Source organism: Xanthomonas sp. 1678 (assembly GCF_031455575.1).
Lineage (GTDB): Bacteria > Pseudomonadota > Gammaproteobacteria > Xanthomonadales > Xanthomonadaceae > Xanthomonas_A.
The window spans coordinates 362,029-379,821 of record NZ_JAVDSZ010000001.1; the positions used below are offsets into that span (position 1 = coordinate 362,029).

A 17,793-nucleotide genomic window follows, 5' to 3' on the forward strand; every position below is an offset into this window, starting at 1 on the left:
CGACGGCAAGGAGCCGCCAGCTTGATCGAAACCCCGAAAATCGTGTTGTGCATTCCCGGTCCGTGGCAGGACCGCTCGGATCTGGTCGCGCGCATCGTCCGCGACAGCGGCGGGTATCTGTTCGCCGGGCGGGTCCTGCTGCATACGCAAAGCGGCGACGCGTTCGAGCTGCAATACGAGCCGCACGACCCGCGCATGGCCGCGGCGTTCGTCGCCGCCGGGCCGCATTGGCTCGATTCCGAGGAGATGGCGCGCATCCACGCGCATGTCTCGGTGGTGTACCTGATCGGCGATGGCGGTTCCAGGGTGCGCGCCGAGGCGATGATGCTGGCGGCCGCGGCGCTGCTGGACGCCGGCGGCCTCGGAGTGAAGGTCGAGAGCAGCGGCGTCGCGCACGGCCCAGGGGCATGGCGCCAGCTGTGCGCGGACCTTGGCTTTTTCAGCGCCCATCGTGCCTATGTGTTGAACCTCACCGGCGAGCAGGTGCATTCCTGCGGCATGCACCATTTCGGCATGAAGGACGCGATCGTCGCTGCGCAGGCGGCAGACGACCCGGTGGCGCTGCTGCACACCTTCACCTGGTATCTGTTCACCGAAGCGCCTCCGATACGCGAGGGCCACACCTTCGCCGTCGCGGAGGATGCGCCGCGCTATCGGCTCGAGGCCGAACCCAGCGCCCAGTTCCAACCCGGCGACCTGTTCGCCAATCCCTACGGGCTATGGCGGCTGACGCCGTTGTGAGCCGGCGCCTTCGCCTCCGTGCACACGCCCTCCTGTAGGAGCGGCTTCAGCCGCGACAGGGAGCCCAGCGCCACCATTGCTGCATCACGCGCTATAGCACCCGAAACCCTCAGCGTGGCGGATGCACCGTCGCCGCCACCAGCCGCATCACCAGCGGCCGCACCACCAGGATGCAGCAGAACGCAGTCGGCATCGCCAGGCGGTACGCGCCGAGCACGCGCTGCAGATAGCCATCGCCCAGCCCGGCGTTGGCCGCGGTGATCACCAGGCACATCAGCATGGCCATGATCGTGGCCATGTAGAACGCGAACACGAACGGGGTGGTGCGCACGCCCAGTTTCGGGCGGCGTGGCGCGGCGATGTCGACATCCTGCATGGGCGATACCTCGGTGGTCGTTGCGGCCGAACGGCTCGGGAGGCGGCACGTTAGCAAGCCGATCGCAGCGCCAGTAGGCGAGGGCGGCTTGCGACTTTGTAAACTGCAACTTACGAATGCATCGCGTATATCGGCTCTCGCAGTGAATCTTCTTCAGTCCATCCGCAGCTTCATCCACACCGTGGAGGCCGGCAGCGTCGCCGGCGGCGCCAAGACGCTGGGCGTGAGCGCGGCGGCGGTAAGCCAGAACATCGCGCGGCTGGAGGCGCACCTGGGCGTGCGCCTGCTCAACCGCAGCACGCGCAGCCTGGCGCTGACCGAGCGCGGCGCGCTGTACCTGGAGCAGGTCAGGCAGGTGGAGCAGGATCTGGAGCGCGCGCGGCAATCGGTCGCCGACCCGCATGCCGAGCCGGAAGGGCGCCTGCGCGTGGCCAGCACCGCCGCGTTCGGCCGGCATGTGCTGGCGCCGCTGTTGCCGGCGCTGGCGGCGCGCCATCCGCGCCTGTCGATCGAGCTGCTGAGCGCCGATCACCGCGTCGACCATGCGCAGGAAGGCGTGGACGTCAGCATCCGCATCGCGCCGCAGCTGCAGGATGGCCTGGTCGCGCGCTGCATCGCGGCGGTGCCGTTCGTGTTCTGCGCCGCGCCCGACTATCTGGCGCGCGCCGGCACGCCGACGACGCCGGAGCAACTGAAGGGCCACGCCTGCCTGCTGCTGCGCTGGGCGGTGGACGGCCGCTACCTGCGCTGGGGCTTCGTCCGCGACGGCGTGCGGTTCGACGCGGAGGTGACGCCGGCGCTGGTCGGCGACGACATCGACGCGCTCGCCGGCATGGCCGCGGCCGGCGGCGGCATCACCCGGCTGGCCGCGTTCGTGGCGCAGCCCTACCTGCAGCGCGGCGCGCTGCGCGCCCTGTTCGAGTACGACGCCGCCGGCGCGGTCAACGCCGCGCCCGAGCCGATGCGGCTGTACCTGTGCGTCGCCGATCGCCGCGATTTCACTCCCAAGGTGCGTGCCTTGCAGGACCACATCGTCGCCGGCCTGCCGCCGGCATGGCGCGTGGCGAGCGCTGGATGAGCAGGCCGGCGGCCGCCGTGACTGGGCGCGTTGCCGTTGTACTCCCTGTTGGGCGCGATCTGTCCATGGAAACCGATCGGGGCGCGTAGGGTTGGCGTGGCCTCTGCCCGTGTCGGACATGCGGCCGCCAAAGCCATTACGATGGTGCCGATCCAGGCAACTTCGCGGCCGAGTGGAGCAGGCGGCGAACGTTGCGATCCATCGCGGCGCAGCCGAATTCTGGCTGTCGTATCGAATCGAGCCGATGGGGCGTTGAGATCCGATGCTCCGTTCCAAGGGAGTTTCCATGCGCAAACCACTGCTCGCAGTCACTGGAATCTTGATCGTTGCGGCGTTGGCCGGCGGATATCTCTACTTCGGGCAGCCGCCGCACGCCGACGCCCGCTCCGGCGCTGCGAATGCGCGGCCTGCGGCAAATGCGGTTTCCGTGGCGGTCGCGCCCGGGAGTGCGGGAGCCTCCGCTGGCGTGGCGGGTGGCGTCCGCGGCACCGTGCCGATGATACAGAGTGGAGACGCGCTGCACCTGCCGGCCGACCCGGCGACGGTGCGCGGTTCTCCGACCATGTCGGCCATCAGCGAAGCCAACATGAAGCGCGTTAGCGCGATGCAGGCCGACCTGGGCACGGGCGAGTCGCTGTTCAAGGACCTCCACGCGCTCCATGAGATGGAAGGGCGCGACGAGGACTGGTCGTCCCGTGTCGAAGCGAATCTCGACACCCATTTGCGGTCGAAGGCAGCCGCATATGGCGGGCTGGAGGTATCGGCGCCGAACTGCAGCAAGACCTTGTGCTACATGAGCGCCGTGGTGAAGCCTGGCGTGTCGCCCAAGGCCGCCAATGCCGACTGGCAGACGCTTGTCACCTCGGCGTATGGCGATGCCTGGTTCAGGGACAGTTTTTCGGACGCCCACACGGTACTCGGGGGCGATGCCAATGGCACGATCTACATTTCGGTGTTTCAAAGGAAGTGAAATGGTGCCCCGGCCGTGCCGTCGCACGTTTGCGTTGAGCTGATTTCCTGCGCCGACGTCGCAGCGAAGCGGAGGGTCCGGGCAACTGTTGTTCGGGCCGCTAGCCGGCGTTCGGGAGCATCGGCGGCTGGGTTGCCGCGCCCGCAACTCTTCGTCCTCCAAGGACGGCGCTGGGTGCCGCTTATCCCGGTGTGCCGGCCACGGCGGTGGCCGCCTCGCGCGCCGCGGCGCGGCGCATCACCCAGTTGAACAGCGGTGTGGCCATCAGCGTGGACACGATCGCCATCAGCACCAGGATCGAGAACAGGCCCTGTTCGATGACCCCGGCCTGCAGGCCGATGTTGATGATGATCAGCTCCATCAGCCCGCGTGCGTTCATCAGCGCGCCGATCGCCATCGCGTCGCGGTTGTTCTCGCCGCTGGCGCGCGCCGCGGCCCAGCAGGCGATGCCCTTGCCCAGGAACGAGGCCAGCAGGATCGCCACCGCCGCGATCAGGATCTGCGGGTCCAGCAGTACGCTGAGCTGGGTCTTGAGCCCGGAGAAAGTGAAGAACATCGGCAGCAGGAACACCACCACGAACGGCTGCAGCTGTTCGCGCAGTTTCTCGGTCAGCGCGCCCTTGGGCAGGCAGGCGCCGAGCAGGAAGCCGCCGAACACCGCGTGGATGCCGATCGCGTCCATCGCCCAGGCGCTGAGGCAGAACAGCATCAGCACCACCGCCAGCACGCTGGCGCTGAGCGGCTGGTCGGGACGCACGTGGTCGGCCAGGCGCCGCAGCCAGTGGCGGCCGACCAGCATCATGAACAGCGCGTAGCCCACGCCGCCGCCGATCGCCAGATAGGCGCTGTTCCAGCTGCCGCCGAAGCTAGCCAGCACGATGGCCAGGATGCACCAGGCCGCGGCGTCGTCGACCGCGCCGGCGGTGAGCGCCAGGGTGCCGAGCGGACTGCCGGTGAGGCCGCGCTCGTGGATGATCCGCGCCAGCATCGGGAAGGCGGTGATGGCGATGGCCGCGCCCAGGAACAGCGAGGCTTCCAGGACCTTGGCCTTGGCCGAGAACAGGCCGGGGGTGTGCAGCAGCCACGGCACCAGCGCGAACGCGAGCACGAACGGCACCGCGATGCCGGCCAGCGATACGGTCATCGCGCTGCGGTAGCGGGCGCGGAAATGGTCGCCGCGGAAGTCGGTGCCGACCAGGAACATGTACAGGCCCACGCCAAGTTGCGCGGCCACGTACAGCATGTCCAGGGTCTGTTTGGGGAACAGGGCCTGCTGCACGTCCGGCAGCACCAGGCCGAACAGCGACGGCCCCAGGGCCACGCCGGCGATCATCTCGCCCACCACCTGCGGCTGGCCCACGCGCTTGGCGAGCAGCCCCACCAGCCGGCACACCAGCAGGATCGCCGCCGCCTGCAGAAAGAAATACACCGACATCTGCGGGGTGGTCATGGGCGCACATCCTTGATAGGTCGGCGGATGATAGGAGCGCGGCGCCAGGAAATCCACGCATGCCGGCCCCCCTCCGCACGCCGGCTGGCGCGGCCGCGGGCCGGCGCGGGCGTCCAGGCGGGCGGCGGCGGTACTTTCGGCACTGATCGCGGCGCGTCGGATGCAGTGCTATGCGCGCAGGCGCATCCGGCCGTGGCGGCCGCAGGGCGACTCACCCACCCCCCGATTGCAGGAGAGAGCGATGAGCGAGGCATGGACGCGGCGGCGATGGTTGGGGCTCTCCGGCAGCGCCTTGCTCGCCGGGTTGCTGCCCGGCACGGCGCCGGCGGGCCGGGTTGCGGCCTCGGCCGCGCCACCCGCGGCGAAGGACGAGGACGCGAGCGAGGCCGCGGCGCTGTACCGGCGCGCGCTGGTGCTCGACGCCAATACCCTGGCTTCGATCGGCCAGGTGTTCGGCAACGCGGACGACGCCGCGCGGCTGCGCCAGTTGCGCGAGTCCGGGGTGAGCGCGCTGAAGACCACGCTGGGCGACGCCGACGGCGACTTCGAGGCGGCAGTGCGCGACATCGCCGCCGCGCAGGCGCTGGTCGAGAACCAGCCGCAGCACTTCCTGAAGGTGGTGCAGCACAACGACCTGCAGCGGGCCAAGCGCGAGGGCCGGATCGCGCTGATCTTTTCCTTCGAATCGGCATCGATGCTGGAGGACAAGCCCGAGCGCATCGACCTTTTCCGCCAGCTCGGCGTGCGCGTGATGCAGCTGTCCTACAACCGCGCCTCGCCGTTCGGCACCGGCTGCCTGGACGGCGATACCGGCGGCGTCACCGCGCTCGGGCGCGAGGCGATCGCGCGGATGAACCGGCTCGGCGTGGCACTGGACCTGAGCCACGCCAATGCGCAGACCACCCGCGATGGGATCGCGCTGTCGCAGCGCCCGCCGGTGATCACCCACGCCGGCTGCAGCGCGGTGTTCGCGCATCCGCGCAACAAGCGCGACCGCGACATGCGCGCGCTCGCCGACAAGGGCGGGGTGATGGGCATCTACATGCTGCCGTTCCTGACCGAGGAGCGCCGCCAGCCGCAGCTGGCCGACTACATCCAGCACATGCGGCATGCGCTGGACGTGTGCGGCGAGGATCACGTCGGCATCGGCACCGATTCGCTGTTCTTCCCGGTCACCGCGCAGGACGTGCGCGACATGGACCTGCTGATGCAGCAGCGCCGCCGCGACGGCGTCGGCGCGCCGGGCGAGAACCGCACGCCGTACCTGCCCGACGTCAACACCCCGCGCAAGCTCGAACGCGTGGCCGATGCGCTGCTGCGCCATGGCTACGGCGCACGGGTGGCCGAGAAGGTGCTGGGGCTGAACTTCGACCGGGTGTTCGGCGAGATCTGGGTGGCCTGACGCGCGCTGCTAGGCATGTGCCGTCTTTCAGGCTTTCTTGCCTGCTTTCACCGTTCCTCAGAACTGCCGCGTTCCTCCGCTGCGATGCCGACGAGATGCGTTGAGAAGCGCGAGCGATGCGTGCCTGGATTGGTGCCGAACTGGCGTCGAAACGCGCGTCGCAGCTTCTGTTCGTCGCCATAGCCCACGTGCAAGGCGATGCTCTTCAAGGGCAGCTCGGTTTCCTCCAGCATGCGGCACGCCGCCTCCAGTCGCATCAGCTCGACCGTCTTGGCAGGTGTGCGCCCTACCTTGGCAGCGTAGATGCGCGCGAAGGTTCGCGGCGCCATGTTTGCATGCTCGGCGAGCCGCGGGACCGACAGGTCCGCGCCCAGATTCGCAGCCATCCACGCGTGCAGCTCGACGAAGGCATGATCCCGCGTCTGCGCCGCCAACGGCACGCTGAACTGCGATTGCCCGCCTGCGCGCTTCATGAACACCACCAGGTGCCTGGCCGCATCGATCGCGACACGCGGGCCATAGTCCTGCTCTATCAGCGCCAATGCGAGATCGATTCCCGAACTCACCCCGGCCGAGGTCCAGAGATTGCCATCGCGGATGAAGATGCTGTCCGGATCTACGTCCAGTTCGGGATGCCGGCGCTTCAATTTATCGAGCCAGGCCCAGTGCGTCGCCACGCGCCGGCCGTCGAGCTGGCCGGCGGCTGCCAGAAGGAACGCGCCCGTACAGACGGAGCAGAGCCTGCGCACCGATCCGGCGCGCGCGGCGATGAAATCGCGTAACGCGGGCGTGACCTCGAACTCCTCGCCCGCACAGCCGCCCGGTGCGATCAACGTGTCGATCGCGACGTTCGCCAGCGCGGAGACCGCGACGGTGACCACGGGCAAGCCCGACCCGGTGACGATCGGGCCGCCCTGTGCCGATGCCACGATCGGGTCATACCGTGCCGGTGCCCCCGGTTCCGCGCTCCGGTTGGCCGTGGCCAGCGCCTGCAACGGACCAGCGAGGTCAAGCAGGTTCATTCCGTCGTAGGCCAGAAGCACCACGCACAGCGGTCCCGGCGGCTGTCGCGCGCGATCGATGCCGATGGGCTTTCCATCCAGGGAAGCTGGAACACACCGAGCTGGCAAAGAGGTCATGGGCTATCGTCCGATCGCGGCATTTGGCCACTGTGTGCCCTGGACTGGATAGCGCCAAGGGAGGGGAGCGCGAAGGTCACCGTGCTGCCTTCAGGTCGCCCCACGGATACTCCATGCCGAGCGCGGACAGACGCGCGGTGCCGCTGCCATAGCGCTGGGCGATCAGATCAAACGCGGCAGGGAGCGCGGTGCCGGCAGAGGCAGCCTCGGCCACTACGATGCGCACGTCCGGAGTCGAGGACGACGTCGCCTGTGCCTGCACGCGCAGGCCGCCGCGCAGCTGTACCGTGCCGGCCGTGTCTGAGACAAGGCTTACTTCGTTGCGCATCGTGCGCGACCATGCCTCGGCGTGCAGCGACAGCGCCACCTCGTCGTCACCGTCTCGCACCTGCAGCGCCACCACATCTTCGCGCTTGACGCGCATGTTGGCGCGGTGCGTCGCCCGGTCCGTCGGCAGAACCTTGAACATGTCGCTGTCGTGTGCGGCTTCCCATGACGCAACGCCCAGGCGGTCGGCGGTCGCGCGCGCCGTTTGCGGCCCCGCGATCGTCTCGACCAGCGCAAGGCTGATCGGCAGCGCGGCAGAGACCCCGGCGCTCGAGGCGACGTCGCCGTCGGCCACATAGCGCAGGTTCGTCAGCCAGGTGACCTGCGGGTAATGCTTGCGACGATCGCCCAGCGAGGCCCAGTGGCCCGTGGCGTGGCGACCGTCGAGCGCGCCGATCTCCGCCAGCAGCTCGACGCCGTCGCAGATCGACACCAATGCGGCGCCGTGCGTGCGTTGCGCCCGCAACCAGATCGTTTCCTCGGCGTGCTTGTCCGCTGTCGCCGGTACGATCACGTAGTCGGCGCCCTCGGGGTAGGCCTTGTCGAACGCGGCAACGGTCATGTCGGGCAACAGCGTGAGCGGGCCAGCCTTCAACGGGTGGTCCGTCATGTTCAGGGCGATCACGGTTGCCGCGCCGGATTGCGCGAGCACGCCGTATGGCACGACGAAGTCCGACAGCACGGTCGTGTCCTGGGCGACCACGGCCACCACGGGGAGCGCGTCCGGATGCTTGCGGATGTGGACGATAGGCAAGCCCGTCACCCGAGCATTCTCTGGCTGCGGTGTCGCCGGGGAACCGGCGGCGGCAATCGACCCGCACACAGCGAAGAGGCCGGCGACGGCGAGAAGGGCGATGCCGAAGCGGAGACGGGGATGTTGCGACATGGTGAGATCCGGTGTGGTCGGGGTCCCACTGTCTCGGGATTCACGCTTGGCTTAAAGGTCGATCTTCCTTCATTTTCTGCCAAGAAGGGAAGCAAGGGGCCGGAACTCTTTCCCTTACGGCTGTCGCCCATGCCGGCTGCAGCGCGGTGTTCGCGCATCCGGGCAGCAAGCGCGACCGCGACATGCGCGTTGGCCGACAAGGGCGGGGATGGACATCGACATGCTGCGTTCTGATCGAGGACCGCCGCCAGCGCAGCCGGCCGATCATGGCCGCCTGACGCGCGCCGCGGCAATACTGGCAAGCGGCAGGCGCGTCGTTGCACGCGCCGCGCCGGAGTGTTCCAGCGGCGTGGCGCCGAATGCATTGACCCGCCTGCGGTGCAGGTCCAGACTTGCGCCCTCATCCACCGTATCGCCCGCCCTCCCATGTCGCACGCGCCGCTGCTGATATTGCCGACCAACGCCCTGCGCACCAGCGCAGGCCGGGTGCGCCTGCCTGATGGGATGGACAACGCCGAGCCGTAGCGCTCCGCCGCCGCCGATCCGCGCAGACAAGCACCCGATGGGTGCTTTTTTATTGCCTTTTTCCAGCTGTCCCACCTCCGAAACGCGAAGGAGAACGTGCCATGCACTACGCCGCCGAACCGAAACCCTAGCCGCATGCCCACGCGCCAACCGGGGCATGCGGCCTCCCCCTTGTTGGCACTGGAACATCTCATGAACACCCAAACCCTTTCCCGCTGGCGCAACCTCGGCATCATCGCCCACATCGACGCCGGCAAGACCACCCTCACCGAACGCCTGCTGTGGGCCACCGGCGCGATCCATCGCGTCGGCGAAGTCCACGACGGTGCCGCCACCACCGACTTCTCCGACATCGAACGCGCCCGCGGCATCACCATCGGCGCGGCCGCGGTGCAGGCGCAGTGGTCCGCGCGCGGGCAGCCGGCGCATCGGTTGACCCTGATCGACACCCCCGGGCACATCGATTTCGCGATCGAGGTGGAACGCTCGCTGCGCGTGCTCGACGGCGCGGTCGCGGTGTTCTCCGCGGTCGACGGCGTGCAGCCGCAATCGGAAACCGTGTGGCGCCAGGCGCGCCGGCACGGCGTGCCGCTGCTCGCGTTCGTCAACAAGATGGACCGCGCCGGTGCCTCGTTCGAGGGCGTGCTGGCACAACTGCGCAGCAAGCTCGACGCCACGGTGTGGGCGGTCGGCGTGCCGCTGCCGGGCGAGTCCGGCCTCGACGGCTGGGTCGACCTGGTCGGCCGCCGCGTGCTGGTGTGGGACGGCGATGGACGCATGTCCGCGCGTGCGTGGACGACGGACGACGCTGCCGCGTTCGCCGAGGCGCGCGAGCAGTTGATCGCCGCGGTCGCCGACCACGACGACGCGCTGGCCCAGGCCTATCTGGAAGAGCAGGCGATCGACGACGACACGCTGCGCGCCGCGCTGCGTCGCGCCACCCTGGCCGGTGCCGGCGTGCCGGTACTGGCCGGCTCGGCGTTCAAGAGCAAGGGCATCGAGCCGTTGCTGGACGCGATCGTCGACTGGCTGCCGTCGCCGCTGGACCGCCCGCCGGTGCCGGCGACGCGCGACATCGACGACGCCAGTGGCACGGATGCCGCGCACGCCACGCAACTGGCGCCGGATCCGTCCGGCCCGCTGGCGGCGCTGGTGTTCAAGGTCGCGCATACCGCGCAGGGGCCGCTGGCGTTCGTGCGCGTGTATGCGGGCAGCTTGCGCGTCGGCGACACGGTGTGGACGTCGCAGGCGCGGCGCATGCGCCGGGTCGGGCGGCTGGCGGTGGTGCAGGCGCAGCGCACCCACGACGTGACGCAGGCGGTTGCCGGCGAGATCGTGGCCATCCTCGGCTGGAAGGACGCGGCCAGCGGCGAAACGCTCAGCGGCGGCGATGCGCGCTGGGTGCTGGAAAGCATCCGCACGCAGCCGCCGGTGCTGGCGTGGCGGCTGGGCGCGACCAATGCCGCGGAACTGGTGCGGATGGGGCAGGGACTGGCGCGGCTGGCGCAGGAGGATCCCTCGTTCCGCGTCGACAGCGATGCCGAGACCGGCGAAACCCTGGTCTGGGGCATGGGCGAGCTGCACCTGGAGGTGATGGTGGAGCGCCTGCGCAGCGAGTGGCACGTGGACGTGCGCACCGGCGCGCCGCGCGTCGCCTACCAGGAAACGCTGCGTGCGGCGGCGGCCGGCGTGGTCGGGCGGCTGTCCAAGCAGAACGGCGGCCATGGCCAGTTCGCGCAGGTGGTGCTGGACCTGGTGCCGCGCGCGGACGGCGAGGTCGTGTTCGTGGACCGCAGCCGCGGCGGCGTGGTGCCGAAGGCCTTCGTCGCCGCGACCGAGAAGGGCGTGCGCGCGGCGCTGGCGCAAGGCCCGCTCGGCTACCCGGTGGTCGGCGTGGAGGTCGCGCTGGTCGATGGCCAGGCGCATGCGGTGGACTCGTCGGACATGGCGTTCCAGCGCGCGGCGTCGGAGGCGGTGAAGGCGGCGCTGGCGCAGGCCGGCACGCTGCTGCTGGAGCCGGTGATGGCGCTGGCGATCGACACCCCGGCGGCCAGCGTCGGCGACGTGCTCGGCGACCTGCAGCGGCGCGACGGACGCGTCGTGGCGATCGCCGAGCACGGCACGCGCGCGGACGTGGTTGCGCATGCGCCGCTGGCGCAGTTGCAGGCCTACACCACCGCGTTGCGTTCGCTGACCCAGGGACGCGCGTCGGCGAGCATGACCTTCGACGGCTACGAAGCGGTCAGGGCGGCGTAGACCGCCCGCCAGCGGAAGGCATTGCACGTGATCGAGGAGCCGGTTCGCCGGCTCCTTTTTTTTGCCCGGCGCTTGCGCGCGGGCCGCGATCCGGGCTTCATAGGCGCCCTCCGATCCAGGAATCGTGCATGCGCCGACTCGTTGCCGTTGCCATTCTCGCCGTGCTGCCGGCGCTCGCCGCGGCGCAGGCGCCGCCGTGCGCGACGCCGCTGCAGGTGGCCGAGCGGCTGTACCAGGCACGCGATTTCTATTGGCGGCCGCAGAACCTCGACGGGTTGCTGACGCCGGCCTTCGCCCACGCGGTCAAGGCCGAGATCGCCTGCGCCGAGCGCGAGGGCATCTGCCGCCTGGACTACGACCCCTGGACCAATGCGCAGGACGGCGACATCCAGGGCAAGCCGCGCTTCACCCTGGTGTCCGGCGGCTCGCTGGCCACCGTGCTCGAGGTCCGCGTGGACTACCGGCTGGCACTGGGCGCGGCTAGCGAGCCGGGTTCGCTGAAGATCGAACTGCGGCGCCGCGGCAACGGCTGCTGGGCGGTCAGCGACCTGATCTCGCCGGACGGCGACTCGCTGTTCGCGCTGCTGTCCGAAGCGCGGGACTAGCGGGCGCAGGCGCAAAAAAACCACGCCGACCTGCGTCGGCGTGGTGCGGACGACCTGCCCGCGCCTGCAGCGGGAGGGGATGGCGCGACGGCGTCCGCCGACTATTGCAGTTTCAGCATCACGATCGCCTTGGCCGGCAGCGCCACCTTCAGCGTGCCGCCCTGCAGGCTGGCGCCGCCGAACGCGGCCGGCTTCACCGCCTGCGGCTGTTCGAAGGTGTTGAGCGCGGTGATCTTCGGCGCGGTGAGGATATGGCCGCTGACGCTGCCAGCCTGGACGCCATCCACCTTGACCTCGACGTCCGCGGCGCGGCTCGGATCGAGGTTGGTCAGCGCCACGTAGACGTGGCCGTCCTTCGCCTTGACCGCCGAGCCGTGCACCGACGGCACCGTGTACTCGCCGTGCTTGTAGTCGGGCGTCTTGATCTGCAGTGGCAGCGCGGTCGCGTCCTGGTACGGCTTGTACATCGCGAACACGTGGTAGGTCGGGGTCAGCAGCATCTTGTCGCCGTCGGTGAGGATCATCGCCTGCAGCACGTTGATCATCTGCGCGATGTTGGCCATGCGCACGCGCTCGGCGTGCTGGACGAAGATGTCCAGGTTGAGCGAGGCCACCAGCGCGTCGCGCAGCGTGTTCTGCTGGCGCAGGAAGCCCGGGTTGACGTTGGGCAGGCCGCTGTACCAAGTGCCCCATTCGTCGACCACCAGCGCGACCCTCTTGTCCGGGTCGTACTTGTCCATGATCGCGCTGTGCTTGCTGATCAGTTCGTCCATCAGCAGCGTGCGCGACAGCGTCTCGATCCACGCGGTCTCGTCGAAATCGGTGGAGGAGGCGCGCGGCGGCCAGCCGCCGGGGATGGTGTAGTAGTGCATGCTCAGCCCGTCCATGAACTTGGTGGCCTCGCGCATCATCACCTCGGTCCAGTGGTAGTCGGCATCGCTGGGGCCGGGCGCGATCTTCATGATCTTCTGCCCGGCCGGCGCCTTGACGAAGGTCTGGTAGCGGCGATACACGTCGGCGGCGTATTCCACGCGCATGTTGCCGCCGCAGCCCCACAGTTCGTTGCCGACGCCGAAGAACGGCACCTTCCACGGCGCATCGCGGCCGTTGCCGCGGCGCTGGTTGGCCAGCGTGGACTTGGTCGGCGCGGTCATGTACTCGACCCACTGCGCCATTTCGTCCGGCGCGGCGTCGCCGACGTTGCCGGCCACGTAGGCCTGGGTGCCGACCAGCTCGGTGAAGTCCATGAATTCGTGGGTGCCGAAGCTGTTGGGCTCCTCGACGCCGCCCCAGTGGCTGTTGATGCTGATCGGGCGCTTGGCGCGCGGGCCGATGCCGTCGCGCCAGTGGTATTCGTCGGCGAAGCAGCCGCCGGGCCAGCGGATGTTGGGTACCTCCAGCGCCTTCAGCGCCGCGACCACGTCGTTGCGGTAGCCGCGGGTGTTGGGGATCTTCGAGTCCGGCCCGACCCATACGCCGCCGTAGATGCCGGTGCCCAGGTGTTCGGCGAACTGGCCGAACAGGTTGCGCGAGACTTGCGGGCCCGGCTGGTCGGCACGCAGCGTGCCCCGCACCTCGACGTCGGCGGCCTGCGCCAGGCCGGCGCCGAGCGTCAGCGCGGCCACGGCGACTGCCAGCGGCAGGCGGTGCCGCCAGCGCAGTGCGGCGTTCTTCAGTGAGCGGGTCGAGAGCATCGAGGGTCTCCTAGGCGGATGGGATGACGGCGCGGGTACAGGCACCGTGTCGGTGGGAGCGAGCATGACCGCATGCGGCGGCGGGACGTCGCAAGGTGGTACGAACATGGCCACCAGCGGCATCGCCGGTAGCGGGGCGCGGCAGGTGGCGGTATCGGCGCAGATCGCAGTCCTTGTGATCGGTGGGGATGCAGTGGCACGGCGGCCGATCGCGGGTCCCGGTATCGGTTCGAGCATAGGCGGGCCGGTGCGGTACGACCAATGACGTAAATCCTCGCTGCTATAGCCGATGCGCATTGCTGCTGCCGTGGCGCTCCCCGATGCGCAGATCGAAGATAGGGGAGGGGCGGATGGCCGACCAATGATTTAAATGGGCGAATCGATACGGGGATTGCAATGATGCGATGCCGCAGATCCAGGCATTCTGTGTTGCACGGCACGCTCTTCGCGGCATCGTGCAATCGTGAGCGCAGCGTGGCTTGGTAGTGCATCGCTGCGGTGCTTCGCGGCGATGGCTTGCGACCGGCTGCGCTGGTTATGCTGCGCGGCCCGTGCGAAAAACGCATCCGCCCACCGCACCCAACCAGGACTTCCCGCATGTCATCGATCTTCGGCCAGCTTCCCGACGGTACCGCCATCCACCGCCTGGTCCTGGACAGCGGCGAAGGCCTGCGCGCGGAATTGCTGACCTACGGCGGCGTGCTGCGCAGCCTCAGCCTGGACACCGCGCAAGGCCGCACCGAACTGGTGCTCGGGCTGCCGACGCTGGACGCCTACCTGCACGATCCGGCCTACCTGGGGGTGCTGGTCGGCCGCTTCGGCAACCGCATCGCCGGGTCGGCGTTCAACGTCGACGGCCAGCGCTACGCGGTCACCGCCAACGAGGGCGCCAACCACCTGCATGGCGGCGCGCTCGGATTCGGGCGCCGGGTGTGGTCGGTCCAGGCGCAGTCTGAGAACAGCCTGCAGCTGGGGTACGACTCGCCGGCCGGCGAGGAGGGCTATCCGGGCACCGTGCGGGTCAGCGCCGAGTTCACCCTGCACGGCCGCACCCTGGAGCTGCAGTTCGCCGCGCAGACCGACGCGCCGACCCCGCTCAATCTCACCCACCATCCGTACTTCAACCTGGCCGGCGACCGCGGCGTGGCTGCCGCCGCACAGCGGCTGCGGGTGCCGGCGGATCGCTACCTGCCGGTGAGCGACGCGGCGCTGCTGCCGAGCGGCGAGATCGCCAGCGTGGCCGGCACGCCGTTCGACTTCCGCGCGCCGCGCGCGGTCGCCGACAAGGACAACGCGGCCGATCCGCAGCTGCGCCTGAGCGGCGGCTACGACCATTGTCTGGTGCTGGCCGAGCCGCGCGACTGCAGCGCCGTGCTGTATTCGCCGCACAGCGGCGTGGCCATGCGCATCGCCAGTGCGATGCCTGCGCTGCAGCTGTACGAAGGGCACTGGCTGGACCGCCAGCATCCGGGCCTGGGCCGCGGCGTGTGCCTGGAGCCGCAAGGCTATCCGGACGCACCGAACCAGCCCGGCTTCCCCGACACCATCCTGCGTCCCGGGCAGGTCTACCGGCACCGCATCGAATACCGCTTCGCCGAGGTCGGCGCGGATGCCGACTGGGACGCGGTGGAGGCGGCGCTGGCCGATTGAGCGATACAGGGCTCCGGCAGAATCGCGATTCCTGTAGGAGCGGCTTCAGCCGCGACAGAGTGTTTCCGCAGCCGACATTTCCTCGGCGCCGGTGTCGCGGCTGAAGCCGCTCCTACAGGGGATGCATTGGCATCGCGAAGGCCAACCCGCAATCGTTACTGCGGATGCCCGAGCACCAGTTCGATCACGAACTTGCTGCCGAAGAACGCCAGCAGCAGCAACAGCATCGCCGCCAGGGTCCAGTGCACCGCCTTGATCCCGCGCCAGCCGTAGCGCCAGCGGCCGAACAGCAGCGCGCCGAACACGATCCACGACAGCACGCTGAGCACGGTCTTCTGCACCAGCCGCTGTGCCAGGAAATCCTGCACGAACAGCACCCCGGTCAGCAGGGTCAGGGTCAGCAGGATGAAGCCGACCACGATGGTACGGAACAGCAGCGTCTCCAGCGCGGTTAGCGGCGGCAGCGCGCGCAGCCACGGGTGGAAGTCGCGTCGCCGCAGCGCGCGCTCCTGCAGCCACAGCATCACCGCCAGCAGCGCGGCGATGCCCAGCGTGGCGTAGGCCAGCAGCGCCATCCACGCATGCAGCTGCAGCCGCCAGTCCAGCATCGGCGCCGGTTCGTGGCCGTGCGAGTGGTAGGCCAGCAGCAGCGCCGCCGACAGCGGGAACACCACCACGCCCAGTGCCGCCATGCGTCCGCTGGCGCCGACCAGCGCGGTCATCAGCGCCATGCCCAGGCTGACCAGCGACAGCGCGGCGAAGAAGTGCATGTCCGGCCCGCCAGCGGTGTGCAGCGCCACCTGCACGTGGTAGCCGGCATGCAGCGCCACCGCCGGCAACGCCGCCCACAGCCAGCCGCGGCTGCGCTCGACCCGATCGCGCACCACCGAGCCGACCAGCAGGCCGGTGGCGGTGAGGTACAGCAGGGTGGCGACGAGGACCAGGAGCATCGCGCCAGTTTCGCATATCGGGCCAGGGCTGGTGTTTGCGGCCGGTTGGCTGGACGCGCCTGCCGGCGCCGCGTCCACGGCGTGCGCTGCGCGCCTGCGGCATCGGCGTCACGAAGAGGGCGCCTTCGGCCAGTGGCGCCAGGTCGGGCGCCGGCCTGGCGCGCCGGCGCCGGGGCGGGCCGCCGTCTCCGGGATCGCCGGCCGGCGCGGCTATAATCGACGACCGTTTCCCGTCTGCGACCCGCCCGCATGTTCGAATCCCTCACCCAACGCCTCTCCGGCACCATGCAGCGCCTGCGCGGCCGCGGCCGCCTGACCGAGGAGAACATCCGCGAAGCCACCCGCGAAGTGCGCATCGCGCTGCTCGAGGCCGACGTCGCGCTGCCGGTGGTGCAGGCGCTGATCGAGCGCATCAAGGTGCGCGCGGTCGGCCAGGAAGTGCTCAAGAGCCTGACCCCGGGCCAGGCGCTGATCAAGGTCGTGCGCGACGAGCTGACCACGGTGATGGGCTCGGCCGCCAGCGACCTCAACCTCAACGTGCCGGCGCCGGCGATCGTGCTGATGGCCGGCCTGCAGGGCGCGGGCAAGACCACCACGGTCGGCAAGCTGGCCAAGCACCTGAAGGAAAAGCGCAAGAAGAAAGTGATGGTGGTCTCGGCCGACGTCTACCGTCCGGCGGCGATCGAGCAGCTGAAGACCCTGGCCGAGCAGGTCGGGGTGCTGTTCTTCCCGTCCGAGGCCTCGCAGCAGCCGGTGGACATCGTCCGTGCCGCAATCGCCGATGCGCGCAAGTCCTTCGTCGACGTGCTGCTGGTCGACACCGCCGGCCGCCTCGCCATCGACGCAGCGATGATGACCGAGATCAAGGCGCTGCACGCCGCGATCAATCCGGCCGAAACCCTGTTCGTGGTCGATGCGATGACCGGCCAGGACGCGGCCAACACCGCCAAGGCGTTCAGCGAAGCGCTGCCGCTGACCGGCGTGGTGCTGACCAAGACCGACGGCGACGCCCGCGGCGGCGCCGCGCTGAGCGTGCGCTACATCACCGGCAAGCCGATCAAGTTCATCGGCGTGGGCGAGAAGCCCGACGGCCTGGACGTGTTCCATCCCGACCGCCTGGCCAGCCGCATCCTGGACATGGGCGACGTGCTGTCGCTGGTCGAGCAGGTCGAACACCAGGTCGACAAGGACAAGGCGCAGAAGCTCGCCGAGAAGGTCGCCAAGGGCAAGAAGTTCGACCTCAACGACATGCGCGACCAGCTCGAGCAGATGCAGAACATGGGCGGCATTTCCGGGCTGATGGACAAGCTGCCGGGCATGGGCCAGATCCCCGAGCACCTCAAGCAGCAGGTCGCCGGCAACAAGGACGTGCCGCGGATGATCGCGATCATCGGTTCGATGACCAAGAAGGAGCGGCGCAACCCGACCCTGCTCAACGGCTCGCGCCGCGCCCGCATCGCGCGCGGCTCCGGCACCCAGCCGGCCGACGTCAACAAGCTGATGAAGCAGTACCAGCAAATGGAAAAGATGATGTCGAAGATGGCCGGCGGCGGCATGAAGGGCCTGATGCGCGGCATGAAGGGCATGATGGGTGGCATGGGCGGCCGCGGCGGCCTGCCGTTCCGCTGAGCCTGGCCTGCTGCGCGCATGCGCGCAGCGCTCCGCCCCCGGTCGCGCCTTGCGCGCCTTGCGCTCCCGCGCCCGGCGCGTCGTGGCGAACCGTTGCTGCGCCGCGACCGCGTCG

The 17,793-nt window shown here is 69.5% G+C and carries 14 protein-coding genes; 8 read left to right on the forward strand and 6 right to left on the reverse strand.

Annotated elements, in window-relative coordinates; all coding sequences use genetic code 11:
• Positions 1–21: 21 nt before the first annotated feature.
• Positions 22–741: a hypothetical protein gene (locus tag J2Y70_RS01690; RefSeq protein WP_309912599.1), complete on the forward strand. Its 720-nt coding sequence runs from the start codon at positions 22–24 to the stop codon at positions 739–741.
• A gap of 109 nt (positions 742–850) precedes the next feature.
• On the opposite strand, the gene J2Y70_RS01695 is transcribed toward J2Y70_RS01690, so the two are convergent.
• Complete coding sequence (locus tag J2Y70_RS01695) at positions 851–1,117, reverse strand: DUF2798 domain-containing protein (RefSeq protein WP_309912601.1); 267 nt, start codon at positions 1,115–1,117, stop codon at positions 851–853.
• Positions 1,118–1,259: 142 nt separating this feature from the next.
• Here J2Y70_RS01695 and J2Y70_RS01700 point away from each other — a divergent pair, with 142 nt between their 5' ends.
• Entirely contained in the window at positions 1,260–2,195 is a 936-nt protein-coding gene (locus tag J2Y70_RS01700) for a LysR family transcriptional regulator (RefSeq protein WP_309912603.1), read from the forward strand.
• 286 nt (positions 2,196–2,481) lie between these two features.
• Positions 2,482–3,165, forward strand: coding sequence for a hypothetical protein (locus tag J2Y70_RS01705; RefSeq protein WP_309912605.1), 684 nt, complete (start codon positions 2,482–2,484; stop codon positions 3,163–3,165).
• Positions 3,166–3,346: 181 nt separating this feature from the next.
• Here J2Y70_RS01705 and J2Y70_RS01710 read toward each other — a convergent pair whose 3' ends face one another.
• Entirely contained in the window at positions 3,347–4,615 is a 1,269-nt protein-coding gene (locus tag J2Y70_RS01710; RefSeq protein ID WP_309912607.1) for a cation:proton antiporter, read from the reverse strand.
• A 241-nt stretch (positions 4,616–4,856) separates the two neighbouring features.
• Between J2Y70_RS01710 and J2Y70_RS01715 the strand changes: the two genes are divergently transcribed.
• Positions 4,857–6,017 carry a membrane dipeptidase gene (locus J2Y70_RS01715; protein WP_309912609.1) on the forward strand — a complete coding sequence of 387 codons (1,161 nt, stop codon included), beginning with the start codon at positions 4,857–4,859 and terminating at the stop codon, positions 6,015–6,017.
• Between the two features lie 47 nt (positions 6,018–6,064).
• On the opposite strand, the gene J2Y70_RS01720 is transcribed toward J2Y70_RS01715, so the two are convergent.
• Positions 6,065–7,156: a GlxA family transcriptional regulator gene (locus J2Y70_RS01720; RefSeq protein ID WP_309912611.1), complete on the reverse strand. Its 1,092-nt coding sequence runs from the start codon at positions 7,154–7,156 to the stop codon at positions 6,065–6,067.
• Between the two features lie 76 nt (positions 7,157–7,232).
• Positions 7,233–8,369 (reverse strand): DJ-1/PfpI family protein, encoded by a 1,137-nt coding sequence (locus J2Y70_RS01725; protein ID WP_309912612.1) that lies wholly within the window; start codon positions 8,367–8,369, stop codon positions 7,233–7,235.
• A 717-nt stretch (positions 8,370–9,086) separates the two neighbouring features.
• Between J2Y70_RS01725 and fusA the strand changes: the two genes are divergently transcribed.
• Positions 9,087–11,150, forward strand: coding sequence for an elongation factor G (fusA, locus tag J2Y70_RS01730; protein WP_309912614.1), 2,064 nt, complete (start codon positions 9,087–9,089; stop codon positions 11,148–11,150).
• Between the two features lie 128 nt (positions 11,151–11,278).
• Positions 11,279–11,755, forward strand: a complete 477-nt coding sequence (locus tag J2Y70_RS01735; RefSeq protein WP_309912616.1) for a hypothetical protein — start codon at positions 11,279–11,281, stop codon at positions 11,753–11,755.
• Between the two features lie 101 nt (positions 11,756–11,856).
• Here the strand turns inward: J2Y70_RS01735 and J2Y70_RS01740 are convergent, their stop codons facing one another.
• Complete coding sequence (locus tag J2Y70_RS01740; RefSeq protein WP_309912618.1) at positions 11,857–13,449, reverse strand: alpha-L-arabinofuranosidase C-terminal domain-containing protein; 1,593 nt, start codon at positions 13,447–13,449, stop codon at positions 11,857–11,859.
• A gap of 597 nt (positions 13,450–14,046) precedes the next feature.
• Here J2Y70_RS01740 and J2Y70_RS01745 point away from each other — a divergent pair.
• Positions 14,047–15,099 (forward strand): aldose epimerase family protein, encoded by a 1,053-nt coding sequence (locus tag J2Y70_RS01745; protein ID WP_309912620.1) that lies wholly within the window; start codon positions 14,047–14,049, stop codon positions 15,097–15,099.
• Between the two features lie 155 nt (positions 15,100–15,254).
• On the opposite strand, the gene J2Y70_RS01750 is transcribed toward J2Y70_RS01745, so the two are convergent.
• Positions 15,255–16,049 (reverse strand): inner membrane protein YpjD, encoded by a 795-nt coding sequence (locus J2Y70_RS01750; RefSeq protein ID WP_263397681.1) that lies wholly within the window; start codon positions 16,047–16,049, stop codon positions 15,255–15,257.
• A 249-nt stretch (positions 16,050–16,298) separates the two neighbouring features.
• Between J2Y70_RS01750 and ffh the strand changes: the two genes are divergently transcribed.
• Positions 16,299–17,678, forward strand: coding sequence for a signal recognition particle protein (ffh, locus tag J2Y70_RS01755; RefSeq protein WP_185824037.1), 1,380 nt, complete (start codon positions 16,299–16,301; stop codon positions 17,676–17,678).
• Positions 17,679–17,793 lie beyond the last annotated feature (115 nt).

Bases quoted from the DNA above. Each gene is read 5' to 3' on its own strand.
- J2Y70_RS01745 (WP_309912620.1), top strand. From the start codon at position 14,047: ATGTCATCGATCTTCGGCCAGCTTCCCGACGGTACCGCCATCCACCGC.
- J2Y70_RS01740 (WP_309912618.1), bottom strand. From the start codon at position 13,449: ATGCTCTCGACCCGCTCACTGAAGAACGCCGCACTGCGCTGGCGGCAC.
- ffh (WP_185824037.1), top strand. From the start codon at position 16,299: ATGTTCGAATCCCTCACCCAACGCCTCTCCGGCACCATGCAGCGCCTG.
- J2Y70_RS01705 (WP_309912605.1), top strand. From the start codon at position 2,482: ATGCGCAAACCACTGCTCGCAGTCACTGGAATCTTGATCGTTGCGGCG.
- J2Y70_RS01695 (WP_309912601.1), bottom strand. From the start codon at position 1,117: ATGCAGGATGTCGACATCGCCGCGCCACGCCGCCCGAAACTGGGCGTG.
- J2Y70_RS01725 (WP_309912612.1), bottom strand. From the start codon at position 8,369: ATGTCGCAACATCCCCGTCTCCGCTTCGGCATCGCCCTTCTCGCCGTC.
- J2Y70_RS01715 (WP_309912609.1), top strand. From the start codon at position 4,857: ATGAGCGAGGCATGGACGCGGCGGCGATGGTTGGGGCTCTCCGGCAGC.
- J2Y70_RS01750 (WP_263397681.1), bottom strand. From the start codon at position 16,049: ATGCTCCTGGTCCTCGTCGCCACCCTGCTGTACCTCACCGCCACCGGC.
- J2Y70_RS01710 (WP_309912607.1), bottom strand. From the start codon at position 4,615: ATGACCACCCCGCAGATGTCGGTGTATTTCTTTCTGCAGGCGGCGGCG.
- J2Y70_RS01720 (WP_309912611.1), bottom strand. From the start codon at position 7,156: ATGACCTCTTTGCCAGCTCGGTGTGTTCCAGCTTCCCTGGATGGAAAG.
- J2Y70_RS01735 (WP_309912616.1), top strand. From the start codon at position 11,279: ATGCGCCGACTCGTTGCCGTTGCCATTCTCGCCGTGCTGCCGGCGCTC.
- fusA (WP_309912614.1), top strand. From the start codon at position 9,087: ATGAACACCCAAACCCTTTCCCGCTGGCGCAACCTCGGCATCATCGCC.